Below are 24,007 nucleotides of genomic sequence, written 5' to 3'. Positions count from 1 at the left end.
GGTGAATTACGCCGCCGGTCGCGCTTTCCTTGCGCCCGTTCGTCGATCGGGACCGGACGCGTCCGCCGGCGAAGATGCGAACCATGTGGCGCCCGGGCCATGGTTCTGTCGCCTCCGGGCCGCTCACGGGAACCCCGCCGTCTTGCGCCGAAGCGTCCGCATCAGCACGCCATCGGCGGGGCGCGCACGGATGAGCTTCGCCCGAAACTGACATGCGTGTCAGTTCCCTCGTCCGCCTGGATTCTCCCAGGGTCCCAACAGGTTGCGCCGGTCGGCTAACGTAAATGCATGATGTCATGGGCGTTCGGGCTCGCCGCAGCGGGGTCGATTTGCCTTTGCGCACCTTCAGAAAGCCGGTACGACTTCCCGACTGACACGCGCGTCTAGTCGCCCCGGCGCCCGGGGCACCCGCGCAGAGGAGTTCCGCATGTCCGAGGTTCGCTCGCTCGCCATCGGCATGGACGTCGGCTCTACGACCGTGAAGGCTGTCGTCGTCGACCCGAAGTCGAACGAGATTCTCTGGAGCGACTACCAGCGGCACAACACCAAGCAGCCCGAGTTCGTCCTCTCGATGCTCGAGCAGATCCTCGCGTCGTTCCCCGAGAACGCGAAGCGTCCGGGCTCCTTCCGCATGTTCCTCACGGGCTCCGGCGCCGGCCCGCTCTGCACTCCGACCGGTGGCAAGTTCGTTCAGGAGGTCAACGCCGTCACGCTCGCCGTGGAGCACAAGCATCCCGACGTGGGCTCGGTCATCGAGCTCGGCGGGCAAGACGCGAAGATCATCATGTTCAAGGAGGCCGCCGCGGCCGCGCCCAAAGAAGGCGACGACGGCGAGACGGAGATCAAGGCTGGCCAGAAGACTGCCATTGCGTCGATGAACGACAAGTGCGCGTCGGGCACCGGCGCCACCATCGACAAATGCTTTCTCAAGGTCAACGCGCCGCCGGAGCTCGTGACAACGCTCCGCTTCGACGCGTCGAAGCTGCATCACGTCGCGGCGAAGTGCGGCGTCTTCGCCGAGACCGACATCGTCAACCTCGTGAAGAGCGGCATCCCGGCGAACGAGATCCTCTGCTCGCTCGCCGACGCGATCGTCCTCCAGAACCTCAGCGTCCTCACGCGAGGCAGCACGCTCCGCCACCGCGTGCTCTTGCTCGGCGGCCCCAACACGTACCTCCCGTTCCTCGTCGACTGCTGGCGCCTTCGCATCCCGCAGACCTGGGACGAGCGCGGCTACGCTTACCCGAAAGACGTCCCCATCGAGGAGCTCGTCTTCGTCCCCGAGAACGCCCAGTACTACGCGGCCTTCGGCGCCGTCATGTTCGGCATGCACGAAGAGGCCTCCGTCGGCGTCCTCGACACAACCCTCGACGGCCTGCGCCAATACATGACCAATGGCCGCAAGGCGCGCCTCGGTGAGTCGGCGGGCCCGCCGCTCTCCAAGAACGAAGGCGAGCTCGACGCCTTCCGTGAGCTCTACAAGATTCCCAAGTTCGAACCGACGCGCTTCGAGAAGGGCGAGACCGTGCGCGGCGTCATCGGCCTCGACGGCGGCAGCACGTCGAGCAAGGCCGTGCTCGTCGACTACGCGAGCGGGAAGATCATCCAGAAGGCGTACATGCTCTCCGAGGGCAACCCCATCGTGGACGCGAAGCGCCTGCTCACGCAGCTCCGCGACTACGTCGAGACCGATCAGGGCGCGAAGCTTGAGGTCATGGGCTTTGGCGCCACCGGCTACGCGGCCGACGTGCTCCAAGAGTGTGTGCAGAGTGACGTGAACATCGTCGAGACCGTGGCTCACATGATGAGCGCGGTGCACTTCTTCGGCGACGTCGACGTCATCTGCGACATCGGCGGCCAGGACATCAAGGTCCTGTTCATGAAGAACGGCGACATCGCCAACTTCCGCCTCTCCAACAGCTGCTCCGCTGGCAACGGCATGCTCCTTCAAGCGACGGCGGCGCAGTTCGGCGTCGGAGTGACGGAGTTCGCCGATACGGCCTTCAAGGCCGAGCTGGCGCCGAAGTTCTCCTACGGCTGCGCCGTCTTCCTCGACACCGACCGCGTCAACTTCCAGAAGGAGGGCTTCTCCAAGGAAGAGATGCTCGCGGGCCTCGCGCAGGTGCTCCCAAAGAACGTCTGGCAATACGTCGTTCAGATCCCGCGCATGGCGGCCCTCGGCACCAAGTTCGTGCTGCAAGGCGGCACGCAATACAACCTCGCCGCCGTTAAGGCGCAGGTCGACTACATCAAGGAGCGCGTGCCCAACGCCGAGGTCTTCGTGCACCCGCACACCGGCGAAGCTGGCGCCATTGGCGCGGCGATGGAGACGTTGCGTGTGGTCAAGCGCAAGGGAAGCTCCACGTACATCGGCCTCCAGGCGACGCTCGACCTCGAATACACGACGAAGAACGACGAGGAGACCGTCTGTCACTTCTGCCCCAACGAGTGCAAGCGCACGTTCATCGACACCAAGCGCCCCGACGGCTCGACGAGCCGCTACATCGCGGGCTTCTCCTGCGAGAAGGGCACCGTCGAGTCGAAGGAGGCGATGCTCAACCTCGTGGAGGAGCGCAAGCAGGTCGCCAAGCAGTACCCGAACATGGTGGCCTACGAGGCCAACAAGGCCTTCGCGCACTTCTTCAAGTTCGAGCCGATGCCGGCGCGCGGCACGCCGGTCAAGACCGTCGAAGTGCGCAAAGGGCTCTTCGGCATCCGGCGCGTTGAGGTTTTTCGCGCCTTCGAGCGCTCGAGCGACGAGGCCTGGCAGAAGCGCAAGAGCGTCCGCGTGGGCATCCCGCGCGTCTTGAACCTCTACTCGACGGGGCCGTTCTTCCGGACGTACTTCGAGGCCGTCGGCCTCCCGAAGACGAACGTCGTGTTCTCCGACGAGACCACTGAAGAGCTGTGGGTCGAGGGCGGGAAATACGGCTCCATCGATCCTTGCTACCCGTCAAAGGTCGCGCAGGCGCACATCCACAACCTGCTCTTCCACCAACACGAGCCGCCGAAGCGCGCCCTCAAGTACATCTTCTTCCCGTGCCTCACCCACGTCTCGTCGTTCGTCGCCGATACGATGGACAACGCCTCGTGCCCCATCGTGGCGGGCGCGCCGAACGTCATGAAGGCGGCCTTCACGAAGGAGGTCGACTTCTTCGCCACGCGCGGCATCGAATACATCGACACGGCGCTGTCGTTCGAGGAGCCGGCGCTCCTGGCGCGGCGCATGTTCGAGGTCTGGGGCCCGCGCCTAGGAATCACGGAAGACGAGAACGATCACGCCTGCAAGGAAGCTTGGCGCGCCCTCCGCGCCTTTGACCAAGATGTCGAGGACAAGGGCCGCGCGATCCTCGAGACGGTGGAGCACGAGAATCGCATCGCGATCCTGCTCCTCGGCCGGCCGTACCACTCGGATCCGGGCCTCAACCATGGCATCCCGGACGAGTTTCAACTCCTGGGGTACCCGATCTTGAGCATCCGCTCGATCCCCAAGAGCCGCGAATACCTCGACCGCTTCTACCAAGAGGAGCTTCAGAAGGGCCTCATCAAGACGCCCCTCGAGCTCAACCACGTGTGGCCCGAGAACTACTCGGTCAACAGCGCGCAGAAGGTGTGGGCCGCGGCCTTCGCGGCGCACCACCCGAACGTCGTGGTGCTCGACCTCTCGTCGTTCAAGTGTGGTCACGACGCGCCGACCTACGGCCTCGTCGACTCGATCATCGAGAAGAGCAAGACGCCTTACGCGGCGCTCCACGACATCGACGCCAACAAGCCGGGCGGCTCCATCAAGATTCGCGTGAAGACCTACGCCCACGCCCTCAAGCTCCACCAGGAGCGCCTCGAGGACGTCGCGAATCGCAAGTCGCAGCTCGCCCACTCGATTGACCAGAAGCGCCTCGAGCTCTTGGTCGCGAAGGACGCGCAGCTTGCCGCGCGCAAGCAGCAAGACCCCGTGTTGCTCCGCGAGATCGCCGAGCTCGGCGAGCGCGTCGCGGCTTATGCGCCCCCGCAGAAGGCGCAGCTGGCGAGCGAAGCGCCCGCGAGCGGCATGGTCCGCCTCGGGAAGAAGACCGCCGAAGGCATCGTTCGCATCGACGCACCACGGGCCCAGCGAACGGCCCACACCAGCGGTCACGCCGGCAGTCATGCAGAAAACGTCATCGCCGAAGTTGGCGCAGCGGAGTGAGGAGCTCACGATGAACACGAACGACACGACGACGAAGACGAATCTCCGCAAGCTGCCGGTTATGGGGAGCGGCGCGTCGGCGCCGAGCGCCAGCGTCGAAGATGCCCTTTCGGCCTTCGAGGCGGAAGAGCGCGCGCGCCTCGGGCTCGATCAGAAGACCGAGCAATGGATCGAGGAGATGGCCAACCGCACCTTCACGAAGAGCGAGAAGGCGCACATCACGATGCTCGTCTGCGGTCTCACCATCGCGCACGACTACTTCGTCGAAGGCGCGCTCCGCGGCGTTGGCTACAACGTGCAGATGATGGACCCGCCCGACAACGCGGCGCTCCAGTTCGGCAAAGAGTTCGGCAACCGCGGCCAGTGCAACCCGACGTACTTCACCGTCGGCAACCTGGTGAAGTTCCTCTGCCACCTTCGCGACGAGAAGGGCATGACGGCGGAGGAGGTCATCGCCAAGTACGTCTTCCTGACGGCCGGCGCCTGCGGGCCGTGCCGCTTCGGTATGTACGTGACCGAATACCGAAAGGCGCTCCGCGACGCCGGCTTCGACGGCTTCCGGGTCGTCTTGTTCCAACAGAAGGGCGGCCTCGAGCAAGCGACCGGCGAGGCGTCGGGCCTTGAGCTCAACGCGACCTTCTTCACGGCCATCGTGAAGGCGCTCGTGGCTGGCGACGTCATCAACGCCATCGGCTACCGCATTCGCCCCTACGAGGTGAACGCGGGCGACACCGACAAGGCCCTCGAGCAGGCGAAGTCGATCATCTACAAGGCGCTCTACGAGCGGACCAACGTGCTCCGCGCCCTCTGGAAGGCGAAGCCGCTCTTCGACGCCGTCCCCGTCAACCGCCTGCAAGCGAAGCCGAAGATCAGCATCATTGGTGAGTTCTGGGCCATGACAACGGAGGGCGACGGCAACTACCAGCTGCAGCGCTTCCTCGAGGGCGAAGGCGCTGAGGACGACATCCAGCTCGTGACCGCGTGGATCCTCTACACGGTCTGGGAAGTCCGCCGCGACACGTGGGTCCGCAAGGATCTGAAGGCTCAGGACGGCGGCAAGTACGGCCTGAAGGGGCAGGGCACGTTTGGACCGCTCAAGCTGTGGGCCATGATGGTCGCCGCCGACAAGGCCGTCCGCGTGCTCTTCCACACCTTCGCGATCTCGGGAGGCCTCTACGGCTACAAGCTCTCCGACATGGACGCGCTCGCCGAGGTCTCGGACAAGTACTACTCGAACGATCTCCGCGGCGGCGAAGGCCACATGGAGGTCGGCAAGCTGATCCAAAACGTCGTGCACCAGAAGGCGCACATGACGTTGAGCGTGAAGCCGTTCGGCTGCATGCCGAGCGCCGGCGTGTCCGACGGCGTGCAGACGGCCATCGCGGAGAAGTTCCCCGGCACCATCTTCTGCCCCGTCGAGACCAGCGGCGACGGCCGCGTGAACTTCTACTCGCGCGTGCAGATGTTCCTCTTCAAGGCGAAGCAGTCGGCGGCCGCCGAGCTCGAGAAGGCCTTCGAAGAGAACGGCGTGACGCGCGAGCAGGTGGAAGCGTTCTTGAAGGCGAACCGCCGCTACGCGAGCCCGCTGCACAAGCCGCCGCACCGTTACGCGGGCTCCGCCGCCGACCTCGTCGCCGAGGTCGCGCCGCTCATCACCAAGACGCGCACCGAGCGCATGAAGGATCGCGTGGTCGCCATCGCCACGGCGGCGAAGGTCTCGCCGCACATGGTCGTTAAGTTCGTGTCGTCGGCCGTCGCCGCGGCGCCGGGCCTCGCGGCGCGGGCCAAGGAGGACATCGCCGCGCTGCGCGAGGAGCGCGCGGCGAAGAAGCAGGCGGCCAAGAGCGCGCCGCAAGAGGCCGTCGCCGCCGAGTAGTCGACTGTCGCGCAACGCGCAGCGCGAACGCCACCGCGGGGCTCACCCGTCGGTGGCGTTTTCGCATTTGTTGCGCTGCGGGCAAGGCGCGCGCTGCGCCGGCCCGCGACGCAACGCTACTTCGGGCAGCACTCGATGCAGCGCCAGGAGACGTGCTGCAGGTCCGTGGGGCACGCTTCGTCGGGGCAGCGATGCACCAAGTAGTCGCGGTAGTCGGGGCTCCCGACGGGGCCTGCGCCAGCATCGAGTTGGAACGGCGAGTCGTTGCAGCGCCACGCGTGGTTGGCGCGTCGGTTCGCGCCGCAGAACGCGTGGAAGTCCGTGCTTCCACCGCACGCGGTTACCTTGAGCCAGGAGCACCCCACCGCGCCGCCCGCGTCGACAGCCCGATCGCAGGGGGTTTCGCCCGAGTCGGCCTGCGCGTCGGAGGTGACACCGGTGTCGCTTACGCCCGCGTCGTTCGGGCCGCCGTCGACGACCTGCGACGGGGCGTCGGCCGCGCCGCTCGCGTCGGCCGCTGCGCCGCCTTCGATCCGCACGTCGGGCGTGGAGGCGTCGAACGCGACGGCCGTGTCATCGCTGTTCGTGCAGCTTGGTGTTGCGGCCAGGGCGGGCACGAGACCCACCAGCGGAATGAAGATCCCCCGAGTCAATTTCATCGTGCGAGGGTAACCGAAACAGCGCTCCACGTGAGCGACTCCCAAGATCGAACAACGTGGATCCGGCCTAGCCCACTGGGAACCAAGGCCTGCGGCGAACCCCTGGAAAGAGCCGGTGTCAGTCGATGTAGGTCTTGGCATCGTTCGTGCTGGGACGGGCGGCATGATCCGCTCACGCATCTCCGCTCTCTCGCTGCTCGCGCTGTCGGCCTTGGCGCCCGCTTGCTCCTCGAGCGACGCCTCCGAGGACACGACTGAGGACAACCTCTTCAGCATCACCGGTGAGCCGCGAAAGCTGAAGTTCACGAGCTACGTCTTCGTCGAGCCGGGCGCGAGCGACTACGACATCTACGCGGCGATCAAGCGGATGAACCAGTCGGCCTTCGGCGCCTTGCGCACGGCGGACATCGGTGTGAACACGCGTGAGCTGGCGCCTGGCGGGGGGCGGCCCGACCCGGTCGCGTTCGTGCGCGACCCGGCGCGCGTGCGCCGTGAAAACGTCAAGGTGATCGATCCGGCGGTGCCCAACGACCCGGGTCGCGACATGCTGCGCGTTCGCTACACCTACGAGGACGACGCCGTCGTCCCCGACACGGTCCCTGCCGACCGGAAGATTCGCTCTGCGGTGTCCGCCGCCGTCTTGGCTGGCAACTACCAGTCGCAGTCGGAACGCATCCTGACCGAGTGCACCGAGAACGGGCACCACGACCGCGACTTCCAGAATTCCATTTGGTACGTCTTCAACCCCTCGCTCGAGAGCTGCAAGGCAGCCATGAAGACGGAGCAGGAGAAGATCACCGCCGAACGTCGCAGCCTCACCAACAAGCGCACGCAGGTCACGAAGAGTGAGCTCGAGCGCCTCTATGTGCCCATCAGCGTGAAGCTCGCGCGTGCCAACGAGGGTGATGGCAAACAAGCGCCCGAATACGACCGGCTCTACAAGGGGGGCGTGAAGCCCGGCCGTCTCGTCATCTCGATGGTCAACGGCAAAATGGCCGACTGGGCCGTCGGCGAGCAGAAGGAGTCGATCGACGACGACGGGTACCCGATGTACTTCGGGGGCCTCGCGGAGATCTTCAAGTCGCGTAAGTTCAAGTTCGTCGGCACCGAGCCGGCTGAAGATCTGACGAAGCTTCAGGTCAGCGGCCAGACGGTCAATGTGCCGGGTGGCTTCGACGACATCTTCAAGTGGGAAACGCAGCAGACAGGCTTCCCCGCGGGCACTCGCGATCGGCGGGCGCTGCGCGTCGCGGCCGGCAAGAAGCTCGCGAAGCACTGGATCAAGTTCGAAGCGCCCGTGAAGGTGAAGATCGGGGGCGAGGCCGAGAAGGACGTCGTCATTGAGCTCAACACGTACGTCGAGGCCGAGAGCCAGGACACACCGCACCGCCGCGCCTTCAAGGAGAGCGACGTCTTCATCTACAACGGTCACTCGTACATCGGCTACGGGCCCCTCGATCCGAGCCGCTACCGACAGGGTGACTTGCCGCAGTCGTATCAACTCTTTTTCGTCAACGGCTGCGTCTCGTACAACTACTACGAGAAGGACTACTTCGCCCTGAAGACCAACAAGTCGAAGGACCTCGACATCATCACCAACGGCCTCGAGAGCTGGGTCGATGGCAGCGGTGAGGCCATGGGGCGGTTCGTCGGTCGGCTTGTTGATGGCAAGCAGGCGAACTACACCGAGTTGCTCAAGGCCGCGGAGTTCGACTGGGATGCCTACGATTGGGGTGCGGACGCGCTCCGCCTGATCGACGGCGAGCTCGACAACGAGTACAGCGCCGCCGCGAAGCCCATCGTGGTTCGCTGAGCGTGGTTCGCTGAGGGCCGGTCGGTTCGTTAGCCATCGCGGCCGCGGCGCGAGACGATTTCTCGGATCGCCGCGCCGCAGGAGCCCGCTGTCGCGTCCCCTTCGAGCAGGAGCAACATCAGGACTCTGCCGTCGCGTAGCTCGGTGAGCGGGACCATCGGCTGCGTGTGCAGTTGGCGCGTCGACGCCTTGTCGTGCACGTCGATGTGAAGCCAGAGGCCGTCGGCGTCGGGCTCGGGGACGCCGCTGCTCCACCCGCCACGGCCGGTGCTTCGGTGGACGCGGTACTCGTAGCGGATCTCGTCGCCGTGGAGGTGTGACGCCGCGCGGAATTGCGCGAGGCGCGGACAGCGCGACCCGAGCGTCTCGAGCTCCCGCGCGATCTCTACCAGCACCTTCGAGGTCGAGGTCGAGGTCGAGGTCGAGGTCGGGGTCGGGGTCGGGGTCGAGGTCGAGGTCGAGGTCGAGGTCGAGGTCGAGGTCGAGGTCGGTGGAGCTGCGGCCCGGCCGCCTTCCGTGTTGGTGCACGCCCAAAGTCCCACGAAGAGCACGACGCCCAAGATGCTCCGTCGCGCGCTCATGCGAGCAGCGCCCGCGCGATGTGGCCGATTTGCACTTCGTCGGTGCCTCCGCCGATTTGCAAGAGCTTCGCGTCGCGCGCCATCATCTCGACGACGCTGCCTGCCATGTACCCAGCGCCTCCCATGATCTGCACCGCTTCGAGGGCGCATTCGGTGGCGGCGCGCGCCGCGTAGAGCTTGGCCGCGCTCGCGTCGACCGGCGGCAAGGGCGTCTTGCTCGCGTCCGCCTCGAGCTGCCGCAAGAGGAGCGCCCACAGGTTGGTCTTGGCCACGTGCATCCGCGCGAGCTTCTCTTGGATGAGCTGGAACTCGGCGATGGCCTTGCCAAACTGGGTTCGCTCCTTCGCGTAGCGCACGCTCTCGTCGAGGCAACGCTCGATGATGCCGAGCGCCATGGGCACCATTGCAAATCGCTCCGCCGTCAGCGAGCTCTTCGCCTCGCTCCTCGATGTGGCAGCGGCCTCACCTCCGAGGAGCCGATCGCTCGGCACAACGACGCCGTCCAGGAACAGTGACCCCGTCGGCGAGGCGTGCATGCCCATCTTGCGCATCGCAGGCCCCGTCGTGACGCCGGCGTCGTTTCGGCTCACAAGGAAGGCGCGGACGCGCCCCTCGTCTTTGGCGTAAACCACGAACACGTCGGCGAAGGGGGCGTTGGTGATGAAGGTCTTCTCGCCATGGATTCGGAAGTTGCTCCCGAGGCGCTCCGCGCGCGTGGCCATGGCCCCGAAGGCGTCGCTCCCGGCGCCTGGCTCAGTGAGGGCCCACGCGCCGACTTTCTCGAAGCGCAAGACGGGGAGCGCCCAGCGTTCGCGTTGCTCGGGTGTTCCTGACGCAAGGACGGCCGCGCCAAAGAGGCCGACGGTGGCGCCGAACGCGAGCGCAAAGCCGGGGCAGGAGCGCGAGAGCTCGAGCATCACGAGCGCCAGCATCCTGGCCTTCTTGCTGGACATGCGAGGACGGTCAGCCTCGCCGCCGCCGCCGCCGCCCTCGCCAAGCGCGCCGCCCGCGTCACGCTTCTTCGCCGTGAGCAACTCGCCGAGGGCGAACGTCTCGGCGAAATCGCGCATGAGCGGGTAGGGGAGGGCGACGCCACGTTCGAGCTCGTCGACCGCCGGGTCGAGCAGCTCGGTGCACCAGGAGCGGACGGCGCCGCGGACCAGCTTGTCCTCCTCGGAGAGGTCGATCATCCTGCTACTCTAGCGCTCCCGTGACGCTCACCGACACAGACGTCGCCCTCGGCGCGATCCCCCCTGACGTTCGTTCCCTCTGCGCGCGCCTCGCCGAGAAGGGCAAGCGCGGCTGGGTCGTTGGCGGATGCGTTCGCGACTTGCTCTTGGGGCGGCAGGTGGCCGACTGGGACGTCGCCACCGACGCGCGCCCCGAGGAGGTCATGAAGATCTTCCCGAAGACGATCCCCACAGGGATCGCCCACGGGACCGTCACCGTGCTCCTCCATCACACGCCCTACGAGGTGACGACGCTGCGCGGCGAGACGAGCTACAGCGACGGTCGCCGGCCCGATGCGGTGCACTTCGTCGATGAGATCGCCGCCGACCTCGCGCGCCGCGACTTCACCGTCAACGCCATCGCCATCGACCCGACGTCGGGGCACGTCATCGACCCCCACGGCGGTCGCGCGGATCTGGCGCGGCGTCTCTTGCGCGCCGTCGGCAACCCGATGGAGCGATTCGCGGAGGACGGTCTGCGCGTCCTTCGCGCCGCGCGCTTCGTGGCCACCCTCGAACTGGAGCTCGACGAAGCGACCAAGCGCGCCATCGAGCCGACCCTCGGCACGTACCGAAAGGTCAGCGCCGAGCGCGTGCGCGACGAGTGGGTCAAGGCCATGAAGGCCAAGCGCCCTTCGCGGGCCTTCGAGGTGATGCGCGAGACGGGCATCTTGGGCGTCAGCTGCCCGGAGTTGCTCGAGAGCTACGGCGTGGAGCAAAATCGCTACCACGCCTTCGACGTCTGGGGCCACGCGATGGCGTGCCTCGACGCGTGCGAGGGCGACCCCGTCTTGCGCATCGCGGCGCTGCTTCACGACGTGGGCAAGCCGCGTTCACGGGCCTTCAGCGACAAGACCAACGACTACACGTTCTACGACCACGACCGCATCGGCGCGGAAATCGCCGAGCCCATCGTTAAGCGACTGCGCTTCTCGAACGACGAGCAGACGCGCATCGTCTCGCTCGTGCGTCACCACCTCTTCCACTACGACAAGTGGACCGACGCGGCGGTACGCCGGTGGATTCGTCGCGTGGGGCCCGACCGGCTCGAGGATCTCTACGCCATCAACCGCGCCGACGTCCTCGGTAAGGGAACGCCGGCGACGGAGGCCGATCTCGTCGCACTGTCGGGCCTTCGCGAGCACGTGGCGCGTCTGCTCGCCGAGGGCGCGGCCCTCAGCGCGAAGGACCTCAAGATCAGCGGGCACGACCTCATCAAGGAGCTCGGCCTCGCGCCGGGGCGTGTTGTTGGGGAGCTCTTGGCGGCGCTCCTCGAGGAGGTCCTCGGCGACCCCACGCTCAACGAGCGCGAGAAGCTTCTGGCGCGCGCCGCCGAGCTCTTGAAGGCGCGCAACGACGGCACGTCGTAGTGCGTCGTCGTTCGTAGTCCCGCCCGCGCCGCGATTGACGATAAGGTTCCCTCCGTGATTCGACTCAAGGCATCGGTCGTGGCGGCGCTGTCGGTCTCGCTCGTCGCCTGCTTCGTAGCGGGAGCGGCCAGCGCGCAGACGACGCCTCGCGCCCCGACGTCGATTGCCTTGGGCGACGCCTCGCTCACGCCGGTGCTGGAGCTGCGCCTTCGCGCCGAGGCGCGTCACGATCCGCCCGACATGGGCGGTCACGATCGGGCGACAGGCCTCGGCTCGCGGGTGCGTGTCGCCGTCGCCGGGCTCGAACGCGCGCGGCTTGGTGCGCAGGTCGACGTTGCGGCGGTGCGCGCGCGCGTGGTCGTCGAAGACGCGCGCCTGTGGGGTACGGCCGCGAGCGAAGGCGCGCTGGGGCCCTATGAGACGTGGCTCGAGGTGCATTCGAGCGGGGCGAAACCGACGCTCCTCCGGGTGGGTCGTCAGCCGGTGGTCTGGGGCGAGGGACTGCTCCTCGGCGCCGCTGACTTCGGCGTGCGCGGGCGCGCGCTCGACGCCGTTCGAGGGATTCTCCCGGTCGGGCCCCTCGAGCTCGAGGCTTTGGCGTCGCTCTTGGCCGCACCGCGACCCTCGACGCCGACGTTTGGCCCGAGCGGCGGCGTCTGGAGCTCGGGCGCACAGCTCTACGGTCTCCGCGTCGCTTGGCCCGTAGCGCCTCTCTTGGCGCTCGAGCTTGGAGGCCTCACGCGCATCTCGCGGACCGGTGAAGTGGGGAGCCCCTTCGAGACGGCGCGCGGCCTCGGCGAGACGACCACGGTGTCGCTCCGCGCCAAAGGCACGGAGAGCGGCTTCGCCTACGGCGCCGAGGGGGCGTTTCAGTTCGGGCAGGCCGATCGCATCGGTGGCTCGCGCCGCGCTTGGGCGGCCTTCGCGCACGTGTCGAAGGCCTTCGACGCGCTACGTCTCGCGCCGGCCTTTCGGCTCGGCGCGTCGTACGCCAGCGGTGACGATGGCTCTGGCGCGACCTACGGGCAATTCGATCCGCTCTTGCCGGACGTCCACGTCCACTTCGGCGCGATGAACGCCTTCGCGTGGTCGAACACGATGCAGGCGCACGCCCGCGCCAAGGTCGAGCCCTTCGCCGAGGCGGAGCTTTTGCTCGAATACCGCTACGCGCGCCTCGCTGAGGCGAACGGCGAATGGCTGAGCGGCAACCTCGCATCGGTCGGGCGCGATCCGCTGGCCGCCAGCGCCGAGCTCGGTCACGAGGTCGACGTGTTGTTCAATTACGCGCCGTGGCCGGCCTTCGATGTCGGCGCTGGTTACGCGTTGGCGCTCTGGGGCGACGGCGCGCGGGCCATCCTCCAAGGTGCCGGCCGCGGAAGCTTCGACGCCTTCGGTGGCGCGTACGTGCCTTCCGACACGTCACACTACGGCTTTTTGCAGGCGCGGCTGCGGTTGCCGTAGCGGGGCGCCTCGCCGTGGCGTCGCCGCGGACGCACAGGCCGGTGTTGCTATTTTCCAAGCCAGCGGCGGTTGGGACCGACGTCGCAATGAACGAAGCGGTCGTTCTTGCCGGGGTAGATGCCGACGCCGCCGCTCCAGCCGAGCTCGCGGACGAGCTTCTCAACGGCCGCCGGTTCGAGCGGCTCGTCGGCACCCTCTGGGAAGAGACGAAAGTCGACGGCGTGCCCCAGGCTGTGTTGGCTGCTTGATGCGACGTTGCGGCCCTTCTTGCGGAGACGCTCGTTGAGCTTCGCGCTCCGGTAGCCGCTCACGAGCTCGATGCGCACGCTGGGGACCTTCGCGGTGAGCTGCCGCAGGAGCGCGAGGAGTCTTGGGTCGAGAGCCTTCGTCTCTCCCGTCGAGCGATCCGAGAGAAGTTCATCGAAGCGACTTCCGGCCGGGCTCGCGTCGTCGAGCACGACACGCTCGTCGGTGTGCACCTGCACCAGCGTCGCGAGAGGCGGCGCGGGGCCGTGGTCGTGGGCGGCGGCAGCGCTCGCTTTGCGAATGGCGCGGCCTTCGCCGCGTGGGATCGCGGCGTCGGCACCAAGGGGCGAGACGACGAACGTCGAGAGCGCGGCGACCGCCAGCGCCAAGAGGGCCTTCGCCGCGGCCGCTTCTGCGACGTGGCTGAAGGGGCGGCCCGCTTCTCGTAGGCGCGTCGATGGGTTCGGTTTCGCGGTCACGGAAAGGAGCGTATCGTGCCGCATCACCGTGGGCACACTCGAGCGCAGAACTTGGAAACGAACCGGTCCCTCGGGGCCCCAGCTGAGCTACGCCGTCTCACGGGCCGCCGCGCCGAAGGCCGCCGTCGGCATCGTGCACGGCTACGCCGAATACGGCGAGCGTTACGCGCCGACGATGGCCCTGTGGGCGGAGCGCGGCCTCACGAGCGTCTGCTTTGATCTGCGCGGCCATGGGCGCTCCGAGGGAACGCGGGGTCATGTGCTCTCGTTTCAGGAGTACCTCGACGACTTTCGCGAGCTGGACGCGATGCTCGACGCGGAGGCCAAGGGGCTGCCCCGGCTCCTCTTTGCCCACAGCTTTGGCGCCGTCGTGTCGCTGAAGGGGCTGCTCGCGGGCATCGGTTCGTGGAAGGCGCTGGCGCTCTCGGAGCCTTACCTCGGCCTCGCCTTGGAGGTGCCGGGCATCAAGAAGTTTGCCGGCGAGGTCGCCTCCAAGCTCTTCCCGTCACTCGGTCTGCCGTCCGGTCTCACGGGCGCGCAAATGACGACGAGCAGCGTCGCGGCGCAGGCCCACGACACCGATCCGCTCATCTTCGGCGAGGCGCGAGCGCGGTGGTTCACCGAGACGTTGGCGGCCCAAGCGGAGATTGAGGCGCGGGCCCGTGAGATCACGTTGCCGCTGCTTCTGCTGTTTGCCACCGACGATCCCGTCGCCAAGCGGGAGACGGCGCGCCGCTTCTTCGACGGGTGCGGCTCGTCCGACAAGACCTGGGAGTCGCTCGAGGGGCTGCGCCACGAGCCGCTCAACGAACCCGAGCACGGCCCGCGCATCGCCGCGCGCATCGCGGACTTCCTGTTGGCTCACGGTTGAGCGCCACGCAGCGATGTATGGGCGAGTGTCACAACTCGCGCCGGCGCACGACGAGTCGCGCGTGATTTCCGCGAAAATGCCGTAGCCTTCTGCTTCGTCACGCTTCGTCACAAGGGGTGCTCATGCTTTCCATTCTTTCGAATTCGCGCCTTAAGGCTGCAGGGACCGTCTTGGTAGGGGCCGTGCTCGCCGTGAGCCTCTCGATGTGCTCGGGCGACAAGAAGGAGAACACCGCCGACACGTCCGGCGGGATTTCGAAGCTCAACCTTTCGGCCTCGCCGCCGTCGGTGCCCGCGGACGGCAGCACGAGCGACGTCACGGCCCTCGCCACGACGGCCGACGGCACGATCGGCAAAGGTGAGGTCACCTTCCAGGTCACCAACGGAAGCCTGAACGGCGGCGGTACCCAGGCCTCGGGGACGCTCGCCAACGGCCAGTTCTCGGTAAAGTGGGCGTGCGACGAGGCGAAGAGCGCCGGCTGTCGCGGAACGCAGACGCTCACGGCCAACTGGAACGACCGCAGTGCGCAGGTGAAGGTGACGTTCACCGAGGGCGGGGCGGTCGGCGACGGCGGGGCCGACGCGGCGCCGGTCGTCGATGCTGGGAGCGACGGCTCGACCGGGGGTGGAGCACTGACCATCACGTCTTCGAAGCCGAAGATGTTCGCTCAAGTGGGCGACTTCGCGACGATGACCGCCTCCGTGAAGCTTCCCGATGGCGGGCCCGTCGCCAACGAAGCGGTCACCTTCGCGACAGACTTCGGCACCTTGGCGGCCACGTCGGCGGCCGACGCCGGCACGGCCGGGTCACTCCCGGCGGTCACCGGCTCCAACGGCCAAGCGCAAGTGGTGCTGCGTGACACCGGCTCCGTGGGCACGGCGAACGTTAGCGTGACGCGCACCTCGAACGGCGCAACGGCCCAGGTGGCCGTCCCGATTCAGGCCGCTCAGACCTTGACGTACGTGTCGACGAAGTGCGGCGGTATCGCGTGCACCATCATGGGCGTCAAGAATTCGGGCTTCAACGAGACGGCTGATGTCACCTTCAAACTGGCTGACTCAACCAATGCGGCCGTTGCCAATGCGTTGGTGAGCTTCGAGCTTGTGGGCGCCGCGGGGATCGGCATTCCGCAGTTGGTGACGACCTCAGGTGTGACGGACTTGCAAGGCTTGGTCGTGGCCAACGTGAAGTCCGGCGCGGCGCTAGACGTCGGGATTCAAGGCAACCGCGGCCGGGCTCTCGGCCGCCGCCCCGCTCGGCGTGCGGGGAGCGATCCCCTCGAACAAGAGCACCACGTTTAGCTGCGCGCGCGTCAATCTGGATGCCTACAACGCCCCGTCCCCGCCAAAGAGCATTGACGTCACGTGCCGGCTGAAAGTGGTAGACCGCTTCGGCAACGCCGTGGGAACCGGGGTCCCGGCAGGTTTCAAGGCCGAGGCTGGCACGCCCGACGCGAGCAAAGCCCTCAAGCCGTTTTCGCCGGGCAACACCCTCGACGAAGGGGTGGCTCTGCCCAACTTCAGCACTCTCGGCGCGATGCCAGTCAACACGACGCCGTTGCCCGCGGATGCGCTCCAGTTCCCCAATGCCCGTCAACCAGAGCCTCGGTCATCCCGATGGCGCGTTGGTGCGCAATCCGCGCGACGGCTCGGTCACCATCATCGCGTATGTGCAAGGCGCGAGGAGTACTTCTCGACGACAACGGCAATGGCACATGGGACCCTGGCGAGCAGTTCTTCGACCAGGCGGAGCCGTTCGTGGACGCAAACGACAATGGCGTTCGCGACGCCGGTGAAGACTATCAAGACACGGGTCTGCCCGACGGCGACCCAACAAAGTGGGACGGTCCCAACGGAAAGTGGGACCAGAACACATTGATCTGGATCGAGACGAGGGTCCTCTTACGGACATCCCCAGCGACGTCTATTCCACGTTCCCTCTCCCAGCTTTGCCGACGTGGGCATCGGGGCGACGCGTGAGTTCAGCGGCGCTTCCTCGACTTCCAGCTCAATTCGGTTGCTGGACCGGCCGCCTCGCTGGTCGCCCAGGTCGTGGCGCCGGCGTCGGGGCGCAATGTCACCTTCGGCATCACCAGCGGGTTCGTCGACGGCTACGGGATGGGACTTCGAGCGGCTGCTCGTGCACCCGTTCTGGCGACTCCGAGTGCATCACCTCGGGAACCAGCAAGTCCGCCATCTGCGTCGCAAAGACGGTCTTCTATAACTGGCCAAACGTGAATAGTTTCGTGAAGGCCACGCTCACGAACCCCGCCGCCGTTACGCCCGCGGGCGGCGCCACGACGGTGCGCCTCAAGGCCACCGTTGGTGCGATCACGGTGACGAAGGAGTCCACCGGCCTGGTCCTTCCCTGAGCTCCACCGCTTCCGGACGAAGCAAGAACGGGCGGCGTCTTTCGACGTCGCCCGTTTCGTCTTTGTCGGTTCGCACTGCGGCTCAGCGAGCAGTCGTCCACGAAAGCAGCGGTCCGCGCTCGCGTCGATCGCTCTCGGCTCCCGGCGTGGTGAACGTTTCGCCCAGGACGTCTTCTGTGTCGCCGTTCATGGTCCGCGCCCGGATCGGAACGCCTCGCACTCACGCGGGTCTGCTTCGGGCCCCGTGGCGCAAAGTCGGGGCGCGCAGCGTTCGCAGAGCCGCAATTTGCGGCAAGCGGCCTTCGCGCGGGGGCGCCCGACGAACGCGAACGGTCGTTCCGACAGGTGCGAGCCAGCTGCGGCCGAACGCTGCGTTGCGCCGACAGCGATCTCGAACTGTGCGACGGGCGTCCCCTAAAGGTCCCACCGCGTTAGGGGCACGACGGTTGCTCACCCACACACCATGAAACTTAAATCGGTTGTTGGGCTTGCGATGTGTCTCGCCGCGTGCGGCGGAACTCGCGATGGAGAGGAACAAGGCGAGACGGCGGACGCGCTCAGCGAGGCCGCCACACCGCGCAAGGGCAACACCATCCAGTCGCCGAGCGTAAGCCCGGCCAAGGACTACTGGGGTGCGCGGAGCATCGAGATGCTCGTGAAGGTGGGCTACCTCAAGCCCGACGAAGCACAGCTCGCGAAGCGCGCCGACGGCATCATCGCGAACTCGCCGCCAAACGGCGCCCTCGGTGTCGACGAGCTCGCGGCGCTCGAGTCGCCGGCGCACGTGCACACGCTCTTTCCTGCGGAGCGGGCCATGCTCCCGAAGCTGTGGGCCATCCTTGAGATCGGGCCGGCCGCGCCCGCCCAGTCGACGGCACCGTCGGTCCAGTTCAACGTGGTCGACGCCTACACGCCTCAAGCCATTCAACACCCCATCGCGTCCCTGAGCGCGGGCCTGCAGACGCTGGCGAGGCGCATTCAACTGAGCGCGAACAGCGACGGCGACGACCAGACCATCAGCGGGGCGGATGTCGCCGAGGCCTACGCCGACCGCGGCTCCTATCTCCCCGGGGAGATTCAATCACTCGGGCCCATCCTTCAGGAGATCTCGGCGGCGTCGCCGCGCCTGCCGGCGGAGACGCAGCGCATCGAGGTCTCGACAGCTCCCTCAACCAAGGGCGTGCTCTTCGACAAGGCGGGCGCCAAAGGAGAGATGACCGCCACGCTCGCCATCGCCGGCACCTACGGCCTCGGCACCAACCCGGCCGCCGGCGGGCAGTTGCCGCAACTTCGCATGGTCGTCAGCAACACGCTCTCGCTCGCGACGACGGCCACAACGGTCATCATCCTGAACAAGAGCACTGGCGCCGCGGAGCTCGGCAGAAACGGAGGGCCCTTGTACACCGGCGCGGTCGACACCCGCGTCGAGGTCTGGACCGGGGGAGCGCGCATCGCGGAGTTCGACGTAGCGCCCGCGCCGCCGCCGACCATGACGCCGTTCCCCTTTGGCTACGCGGTCAAGCTCGGCAACGTCATGCACGTGCTCAAGTGCTCGCCGCAGGGCTGCACCTATTCGCCACAAGGCGGCGTCGCGGCGAGCACTGGCGTCACGCCCACCGGCTCCTATTTGGTCACGAACGCCACCGGCAAGCGCATCGACGTCTTCGAGGGCGGGCGCGGGATCATCACCGAGAGCGGAACGACTCGCCCCTGCTACCCGTCCCGCGTCGACGCGAGCCTCGTGACCCAGTGCATGGCATTTTCGGCGGGCCGCTTCACCGTGTACGCCTTCACGCGGGACGCCGACAACCCGGCCCTCGGAAAGGGCGTGAGCACCGGCGAGTTTCTCTACCCGTTCTGATCGGTCTGACGCGGCGGCGCTGACGAACGCGGCACAAAGCGCAAAACGGGCGGCGTCTCTCGACGTCGCCCGTCCGCACTTTGTCGGTTCGCTCAGCGGCTCAGAGGCAGACGCCGAAGTCCGCGCCGGAAGCCGAGCCCGGCTCGCAGGTCTTGCCGCCGCTGCAGTGCGACGCCTGCTGGCACAAGGTGAACTCGCCCGCGCTGTCGTCGCAGGACGCCGCGCACTTGGTGCCGCGGAAGCCCTTGCCGAAGCGGTTCAAGCACACGGGGTCTTGAAGCATCTGACCGATGCCGCAGCAGATCTTGCCGCCCGAGCAGTCGATCGGGTCGAGGCACTCGATGTCGCGACCGTCGAAGGGGCCGCCGTCAGCGGCCGTCGGGCAGGTTGCTTCACACGTCGACTCGAGGCCGGCGTTGGCCGGAGGAACGCAGCAGTGCGTGCCGCTGTCGCAGTAGTCCCACTTCTGGCCCGCCGGGGCGCTGAAGGGGCAGAGGAAGTTCTTGAACGGGTTGCCTGCGTCGTCCTTCGGGCGGGGCCGGAGCTCATCGGGCGTACCGCACTCCTTGCCCGCGTCCGTGCTGCCGCCGCCGCCGTCGGTCTTCGTGGTGCCGCCTTCGCCTGTGGCGCTGCTGCCATCCTTACCAGTAGCGCCGTCGGTTTCCGTGGCGCCGGAGGGGAGCCCCGTTCCCGTGCTCGTCGACGAACAGGCCGCGAGATCCATCGCCGCGAGGCCAAACGCCGCGCCGCCGACCAACACCCAAGCAAGACTCTTCCGCTTCATTCCGTGCCTCCTGGTGGCCCCCGACTAGCGGGCGCAAAGAGCCATGCTTTCCCCGCGACGTCAACGACTGGCGCGCGCGGAACTTCGCCTGGCGGAGGACGGAATAGCACGCGCCGGAGCAGAGTCACCTGGCGGAGCGCAGTTCCCTATCTTTTTGCGTGCTTGGGCCGCTTTCGGCCGTCACCCAAGTGTCGCGCAAGCGTCACTCGTCGTCTTCGACGGCGCGGAGGCGCAGCCTACCGGCTCCCGCTCGCGTCTTTGCCTGGCACGCGAGGCGATGCCTATCGGGCGTCACGTTGAAGACGTCGAGGATGTCGAGCTCCTCGTCTTCGGGGGGCAGGAGGAGCTCGGCGCCTTCTTCGATGGCCACGCGGCAGGTGCCGCAGTTTGCGCTCCGGCAAGAGAACGGGATCGGCGCGTCCGAGCGATCGCACATGTCGCCCAACGCTCCGCCCTCCGGCGCTTCGACGGTGACGGACTTGGCGCCTTTGGCTTCGAACACGACGGTCGGCATGAAACTCCTCGAGGGCGGGCGTCCCCCGCGTCCGGGGCCCCGCAGCCTACTCGCGGTCGCGTCCGAGCAAAAGGGCGTGCTCGTGGCGAGCGCGCGAACGAAAGGCGCTCAACGTGGGGCCGTGAAAATGCGGCCGCGGCTGCGAGGCCCGGGCCAGGGGCACGAGGCCCACGTCGCGCGCAGCGGCGGCGACGACGTCCTCGGCCCGAAGCGCGATGGCTCCGCCGCGCGGCGCGCGGATGGCCGAGTCGCCCAGCACCAAGACGACGCATCCGCCGGGCCGCACGACGCGGCGGGCCGCGCGGAGGAACGCGGAGAGCTCGCCCTGCCACTTCGCGTTGGCCGCGTCGGGATCGAGGCGAACGTACGAGCGCCGCGCGCCGAACTCGCGCCGCGCGAGCGGGCGCTCGTCGAGACCGAGCCAGCGAAGGCGAAGCGCATGATGCTCGAGGTAGTCGTAGGTAGCGGCGTACGGCGGCGAGCTGATGATGGCGTCGATGCTTCCCGCTGGCACACTTCGCAGCTCGGCGGCGTCGTCGATGCGGACCTCGGAGCGCGGCGGCGGCTTAGGAAGGAGCGCGACAAGGTCGCGTCGCCGCGTCGTGAGATCGTCGGCCTTCTTGACGAAGAAGCGCGAGACGAAGCCGCTGGCGATGCGCTTGCCTTGGTTTCCCGTGGCCGTGTCGCCGCGCTTCTTGCTGACCTTCACGAGCAGCGCGGCCAAGACGGCGAAGAGCGCGTCGCGCACGACGCCGGCGGGCTCGCCTTCGATGGCGGCGCGTAGGCTGTCGAGCTCGAGGAGCACGTGCGGATCGAAGAGCTCGACGTCCTCCGCGGGCAGTCGCCTCGTGGCTCCCGCGCGAGCCTGGCGGCGCGCGTCGGCCGACGCGGCGGCGCCGCGCGCTGCGCTCATGATGCGAGCGGCTTCGTCCTCCGATTGAGGCGCGCTCTTAAGGCGCGCGAGGAGCACCGCGATCGGGTTGAGATCGGTGCCGACGACGTTCCGGCCCGCGAGCATTCCTTCGACGAGCACGGTGCCCGAGCCGCAAAAGGGATCGAGCACGCGGCCGCCAGCGGGCGCAAAGTCCCGGACGAGGCGCGACGCCGTGTCGGGATGAAGCCGCGCGGGGTAGGTGTGAAAGCCGTGCACGTGCGCGCGCGTGGCGGCTTCCCCGTCGCGTCCGCCATCACCGTCAGCGACGTCGAGGGCGCCGGCTACCTGCAGTGCGCGCGACAGCATCTCCGCGCGCTTCGCGTCGCCGCCGGTCTCCACGACTCCGCCCACGTGCGTGAGCGAGCGTCGCGCTCCCGGCTGGCGGTCGCTGGAACCGCCGCTGACGACGCTCCCGGTGACGACGGGCTGCCTTGCTTCGCGCGGCGGCGGCGCGCCCTGACGGCGGCGCTTGGGATCGTCGGTTCGAAAGCGTGAGGACACGAGGGGGCTCGGCTCCGCGCGCCGTCGGCGGCGCCGGCGAGGGACGAAGATTAGGGCTTGACGACGGTGGTGCCGGCCGGCGGCGTGAACTTGAAGCGCTGCTCGCTGACGGGGAGGTTCACGCGCGGCGTGGTGAAGTCGAAGCGGTTCTTGTTGCCTTGGCCGTCGACGATGAGCACGCGGCGCACCTGCGACGTCGCCGCGTCGACGTAGAAGAAGACCTTGCTGTAAGCGGGATGAGGTTGCTTCGGCGTGCCCGCGAGCACGAAGCCACCGCTGAAGTTGGCGGCGGCGCCCTGGTGAAGCTCGAAGTTGAAGTGATCGGCGAGTTTGCCCTGGCCCGTTAGGAAGGCGAGCGCCGCGGGGTACTGCGACTTGTCGACCTGCTGCTGGTAGAGCTGCTTGTTGGCGGCGTCGTAGACCTTCAGCTCGTTGCCGTCGGACACGACCCGGTTGTCTTTCGGGTTCGTGTAGACCCAATCCATGCGGCCGGGCTTCGAGAAGGTGACTGTGCCCGCCGACGACTTGGTGGCCTTGTAGGCCTTCACCACGAACTCCTGGACGAAGTCGCTCTGGAAGGTCGTCGACTGGTCGTAGAACTTCTGCACGCGGCTCACGGCGTCGTCGACGTTGGCCGGTGGCGGCGCCGGCGGCGCGGCTTCGGGAGCGCGGCCGCCTCCGTCTTGTGCGCGAGAGACGGTGGGCGTGAAAAGGCCGGCGGAAGCGACGCAGGCAACCAGAACGCTGAAGGCAAGATGGGCGCGCATGGTGGAATGAGGGTTAGACGTGAATCCCGGCAAGAGCAAGCAAAGGTGCAAGTGCCCGGATTGGCGCGAACTTCTGGGAATACCCGCCGCCGCTAGCGGTTGAGGCGCGGGGCCGGCGGGCGGGCGACGAAGATGGGCATCGACTGAAGGTGCGTCACCGCAAGCGCCAGGGCGTCGGCCGCGTCGCTCGGAGGCGCGTGACCGAGACCGAGCACCACGCGCATCATCTCGGCGACCTGCTTCTTGTCGGCGCGGCCGTGCCCCGTCGTGGTGCGCTTCACCCGGGCCGGCGGATACTCGAACGTCGCTAGACCGGCGCGCGCGCATACCAACAGGGCGACCCCGCGCGCGTGCCCGAGCTTGGCCGCCGCCTGCGCGTCCTTCGCGAAGAAGAGCGCCTCGATGCTCGCCGCGTCGACCTCGTGGGCCTCGACCACGCGCACGAGCTCACGCTCCAGGATCACGAGTCGCTCGCCGAGCGTCAGCGTCTCGGGCGCGTGAATCACGTCGTGGGCCACGTGGACCAGCTTGGTCCCGACGCGGTGCACGACGCCCCAGCCGAGGCGCCGCGTGCCAGGATCGATTCCGAGGACGCGCGTGGGCCGCGCGCTTGCCGCCACCGGTCGCGGGCCGCCGGGGATCGGCGTCATTCGTCCGACTTGGAGATGCGCTCCATCTCCGCGTCGGAGATGTCGAAGTCGCCATAGACGTTCTGCACGTCGTCGTGATCGTCGAGCACATCGGCGAGCTGGAGCGCGACCTCGGCGTCGCGACCCTCAAGGGGCTTCTTCGTCTTGGGGACGTAGCCGAGCGCCGAGGTCTTGGTGGCGATCTTGGCAGCCTCGAGCGCGTCGAGGATGATCGTGAGGGCGTCGGGCGGCGTCGTGACGAGCCAGTCGTCGCCGATGTCTGTGTAGTCCTCGGCGCCGGCCCCAACGGCCGAGTCCATCAGCTGATCTTCGGTGGCCGCTGTCTTGGCGAGCGTGATGAGCCCCTTGCGATCGAAGGCCCATGCGGCCGTGCCGGCGGCGCCCAGGACGCCGTTGTTCTTCTCGAAGACCTTCCTGATCTCGGCCACGGTGCGGTTTCGGTTGTCGGTGGTCGCTTCCACGAGGAAGAGCGTTCCGCCGGGGCCCGTCCCCTCGTAGACGATCTCTTCGTACGCTGCGCCTTCGATCTCGCCGGTGCCGCGCTTGACGGCTCGCGTGATCGTGTCGTTGGGCATCGAGTAGCCCTTGGCGTCGGCGATGGCCTTGCGAAGGCGAGGGTTGCCGCTCGGATCCCCGCCACCAAGTCGGGCCGCCACCGTGAGCTCTTTGATGAGCTTGGTGAACATCTTGCCGCGCTTGGCGTCTTCCTTGCCCTTTTTGTGCTTGATCGTCGCCCACTTTGAATGGCCGCTCATGATGATCTCCGACGGAAGTCTGATGGTGGAGGTGTGCCGCCACCGCGTGAACGAGCGAGAAACGCTACTCGAAGACCGGGCCGCGGTCATCCACTGTGG

19 protein-coding genes are annotated in these 24,007 nt (G+C 67.5%); 9 read left to right on the top strand and 10 right to left on the bottom strand.

Translation table 11 applies throughout. From position 1 onward, the window contains the following. Window positions 1-427: 427 nt before the first annotated feature. A complete protein-coding gene (locus IPG50_39285) occupies window positions 428-4,186 on the top strand; it encodes a CoA activase (protein MBK6698187.1) in 3,759 nt (1,252 codons plus the stop codon). A gap of 10 nt (window positions 4,187-4,196) precedes the next feature. Next, a complete protein-coding gene (locus tag IPG50_39280; GenBank protein ID MBK6698186.1) occupies window positions 4,197-6,062 on the top strand; it encodes a 2-hydroxyglutaryl-CoA dehydratase in 1,866 nt (621 codons plus the stop codon). 116 nt (window positions 6,063-6,178) lie between these two features. Here the strand turns inward: IPG50_39280 and IPG50_39275 are convergent, their stop codons facing one another. Next, window positions 6,179-6,721 (bottom strand): hypothetical protein, encoded by a 543-nt coding sequence (locus IPG50_39275; GenBank protein MBK6698185.1) that lies wholly within the window; start codon window positions 6,719-6,721, stop codon window positions 6,179-6,181. 163 nt (window positions 6,722-6,884) lie between these two features. Between IPG50_39275 and IPG50_39270 the strand changes: the two genes are divergently transcribed. Next, window positions 6,885-8,534 carry a hypothetical protein gene (locus IPG50_39270; GenBank protein MBK6698184.1) on the top strand — a complete coding sequence of 550 codons (1,650 nt, stop codon included), beginning with the start codon at window positions 6,885-6,887 and terminating at the stop codon, window positions 8,532-8,534. Between the two features lie 29 nt (window positions 8,535-8,563). On the opposite strand, the gene IPG50_39265 is transcribed toward IPG50_39270, so the two are convergent. Both IPG50_39265 and IPG50_39260 read right to left on the bottom strand, forming a co-directional pair. Beyond that, window positions 8,564-9,115 carry a hypothetical protein gene (locus tag IPG50_39265; protein ID MBK6698183.1) on the bottom strand — a complete coding sequence of 184 codons (552 nt, stop codon included), beginning with the start codon at window positions 9,113-9,115 and terminating at the stop codon, window positions 8,564-8,566. Then, window positions 9,112-10,305 carry an acyl-CoA dehydrogenase family protein gene (locus IPG50_39260; GenBank protein ID MBK6698182.1) on the bottom strand — a complete coding sequence of 398 codons (1,194 nt, stop codon included), beginning with the start codon at window positions 10,303-10,305 and terminating at the stop codon, window positions 9,112-9,114. The genes IPG50_39265 and IPG50_39260 overlap by 4 nt, the downstream gene beginning before the upstream one ends. A gap of 20 nt (window positions 10,306-10,325) precedes the next feature. Here IPG50_39260 and IPG50_39255 point away from each other — a divergent pair, with 20 nt between their 5' ends. Further along, window positions 10,326-11,714, top strand: a complete 1,389-nt coding sequence (locus tag IPG50_39255; protein ID MBK6698181.1) for an HD domain-containing protein — start codon at window positions 10,326-10,328, stop codon at window positions 11,712-11,714. Window positions 11,715-11,768: 54 nt separating this feature from the next. Then, window positions 11,769-13,175, top strand: coding sequence for an alginate export family protein (locus IPG50_39250; GenBank protein ID MBK6698180.1), 1,407 nt, complete (start codon window positions 11,769-11,771; stop codon window positions 13,173-13,175). A gap of 47 nt (window positions 13,176-13,222) precedes the next feature. Here the strand turns inward: IPG50_39250 and IPG50_39245 are convergent, their stop codons facing one another. After that, entirely contained in the window at window positions 13,223-13,900 is a 678-nt protein-coding gene (locus tag IPG50_39245; GenBank protein MBK6698179.1) for a DUF882 domain-containing protein, read from the bottom strand. Window positions 13,901-13,928: 28 nt separating this feature from the next. On the opposite strand from IPG50_39245, the gene IPG50_39240 reads away from it, so the two are divergent. The 4 genes from IPG50_39240 (at window position 13,929) to IPG50_39225 (ending at window position 19,003) form a co-directional block, all read left to right on the top strand. Further along, window positions 13,929-14,771 carry an alpha/beta hydrolase gene (locus tag IPG50_39240; protein MBK6698178.1) on the top strand — a complete coding sequence of 281 codons (843 nt, stop codon included), beginning with the start codon at window positions 13,929-13,931 and terminating at the stop codon, window positions 14,769-14,771. A gap of 122 nt (window positions 14,772-14,893) precedes the next feature. Further along, window positions 14,894-16,072, top strand: coding sequence for a hypothetical protein (locus IPG50_39235; GenBank protein MBK6698177.1), 1,179 nt, complete (start codon window positions 14,894-14,896; stop codon window positions 16,070-16,072). Between the two features lie 932 nt (window positions 16,073-17,004). Next, window positions 17,005-17,142: a hypothetical protein gene (locus tag IPG50_39230; protein MBK6698176.1), complete on the top strand. Its 138-nt coding sequence runs from the start codon at window positions 17,005-17,007 to the stop codon at window positions 17,140-17,142. A 463-nt stretch (window positions 17,143-17,605) separates the two neighbouring features. Next, window positions 17,606-19,003 carry a hypothetical protein gene (locus IPG50_39225; GenBank protein ID MBK6698175.1) on the top strand — a complete coding sequence of 466 codons (1,398 nt, stop codon included), beginning with the start codon at window positions 17,606-17,608 and terminating at the stop codon, window positions 19,001-19,003. Window positions 19,004-19,103: 100 nt separating this feature from the next. Here the strand turns inward: IPG50_39225 and IPG50_39220 are convergent, their stop codons facing one another. The 6 genes from IPG50_39220 to IPG50_39195 all read right to left on the bottom strand — a co-directional run bounded on the left by IPG50_39220 (window position 19,104) and on the right by IPG50_39195 (window position 23,908). Continuing rightward, window positions 19,104-19,787 (bottom strand): hypothetical protein, encoded by a 684-nt coding sequence (locus IPG50_39220; GenBank protein ID MBK6698174.1) that lies wholly within the window; start codon window positions 19,785-19,787, stop codon window positions 19,104-19,106. A 202-nt stretch (window positions 19,788-19,989) separates the two neighbouring features. Beyond that, window positions 19,990-20,301, bottom strand: coding sequence for a (2Fe-2S)-binding protein (locus IPG50_39215; GenBank protein ID MBK6698173.1), 312 nt, complete (start codon window positions 20,299-20,301; stop codon window positions 19,990-19,992). Between the two features lie 46 nt (window positions 20,302-20,347). Continuing rightward, window positions 20,348-21,736 carry a hypothetical protein gene (locus tag IPG50_39210; GenBank protein MBK6698172.1) on the bottom strand — a complete coding sequence of 463 codons (1,389 nt, stop codon included), beginning with the start codon at window positions 21,734-21,736 and terminating at the stop codon, window positions 20,348-20,350. 50 nt (window positions 21,737-21,786) lie between these two features. Continuing rightward, window positions 21,787-22,503 (bottom strand): outer membrane lipoprotein carrier protein LolA, encoded by a 717-nt coding sequence (locus IPG50_39205; protein MBK6698171.1) that lies wholly within the window; start codon window positions 22,501-22,503, stop codon window positions 21,787-21,789. A gap of 92 nt (window positions 22,504-22,595) precedes the next feature. After that, a complete protein-coding gene (ruvC, locus tag IPG50_39200; GenBank protein MBK6698170.1) occupies window positions 22,596-23,153 on the bottom strand; it encodes a crossover junction endodeoxyribonuclease RuvC in 558 nt (185 codons plus the stop codon). Next, complete coding sequence (locus IPG50_39195) at window positions 23,150-23,908, bottom strand: YebC/PmpR family DNA-binding transcriptional regulator (GenBank protein ID MBK6698169.1); 759 nt, start codon at window positions 23,906-23,908, stop codon at window positions 23,150-23,152. The genes ruvC and IPG50_39195 overlap by 4 nt, the downstream gene beginning before the upstream one ends. Between the last annotated feature and the right edge of the window lie 99 nt (window positions 23,909-24,007).

The sequence above is a fragment of the Myxococcales bacterium genome, assembly GCA_016703425.1.
GTDB lineage: Bacteria > Myxococcota_A > Polyangia > Polyangiales > Polyangiaceae > JADJCA01.
Note: the sequence above shows the minus strand (reverse complement) of the source record. Positions and strands in the feature narration are given on the sequence as shown.

Bases quoted from the DNA above. Each gene is read 5' to 3' on its own strand.
- IPG50_39260 (MBK6698182.1), bottom strand. From the start codon at position 10,305: ATGATCGACCTCTCCGAGGAGGACAAGCTGGTCCGCGGCGCCGTCCGC.
- IPG50_39220 (MBK6698174.1), bottom strand. From the start codon at position 19,787: ATGAAGCGGAAGAGTCTTGCTTGGGTGTTGGTCGGCGGCGCGGCGTTT.
- IPG50_39205 (MBK6698171.1), bottom strand. From the start codon at position 22,503: ATGCGCGCCCATCTTGCCTTCAGCGTTCTGGTTGCCTGCGTCGCTTCC.
- IPG50_39195 (MBK6698169.1), bottom strand. From the start codon at position 23,908: ATGAGCGGCCATTCAAAGTGGGCGACGATCAAGCACAAAAAGGGCAAG.
- IPG50_39270 (MBK6698184.1), top strand. From the start codon at position 6,885: ATGATCCGCTCACGCATCTCCGCTCTCTCGCTGCTCGCGCTGTCGGCC.
- ruvC (MBK6698170.1), bottom strand. From the start codon at position 23,153: ATGACGCCGATCCCCGGCGGCCCGCGACCGGTGGCGGCAAGCGCGCGG.
- IPG50_39225 (MBK6698175.1), top strand. From the start codon at position 17,606: ATGAAACTTAAATCGGTTGTTGGGCTTGCGATGTGTCTCGCCGCGTGC.
- IPG50_39265 (MBK6698183.1), bottom strand. From the start codon at position 9,115: ATGAGCGCGCGACGGAGCATCTTGGGCGTCGTGCTCTTCGTGGGACTT.
- IPG50_39275 (MBK6698185.1), bottom strand. From the start codon at position 6,721: ATGAAATTGACTCGGGGGATCTTCATTCCGCTGGTGGGTCTCGTGCCC.
- IPG50_39285 (MBK6698187.1), top strand. From the start codon at position 428: ATGTCCGAGGTTCGCTCGCTCGCCATCGGCATGGACGTCGGCTCTACG.
- IPG50_39280 (MBK6698186.1), top strand. From the start codon at position 4,197: ATGAACACGAACGACACGACGACGAAGACGAATCTCCGCAAGCTGCCG.
- IPG50_39235 (MBK6698177.1), top strand. From the start codon at position 14,894: ATGCTTTCCATTCTTTCGAATTCGCGCCTTAAGGCTGCAGGGACCGTC.
- IPG50_39215 (MBK6698173.1), bottom strand. From the start codon at position 20,301: ATGCCGACCGTCGTGTTCGAAGCCAAAGGCGCCAAGTCCGTCACCGTC.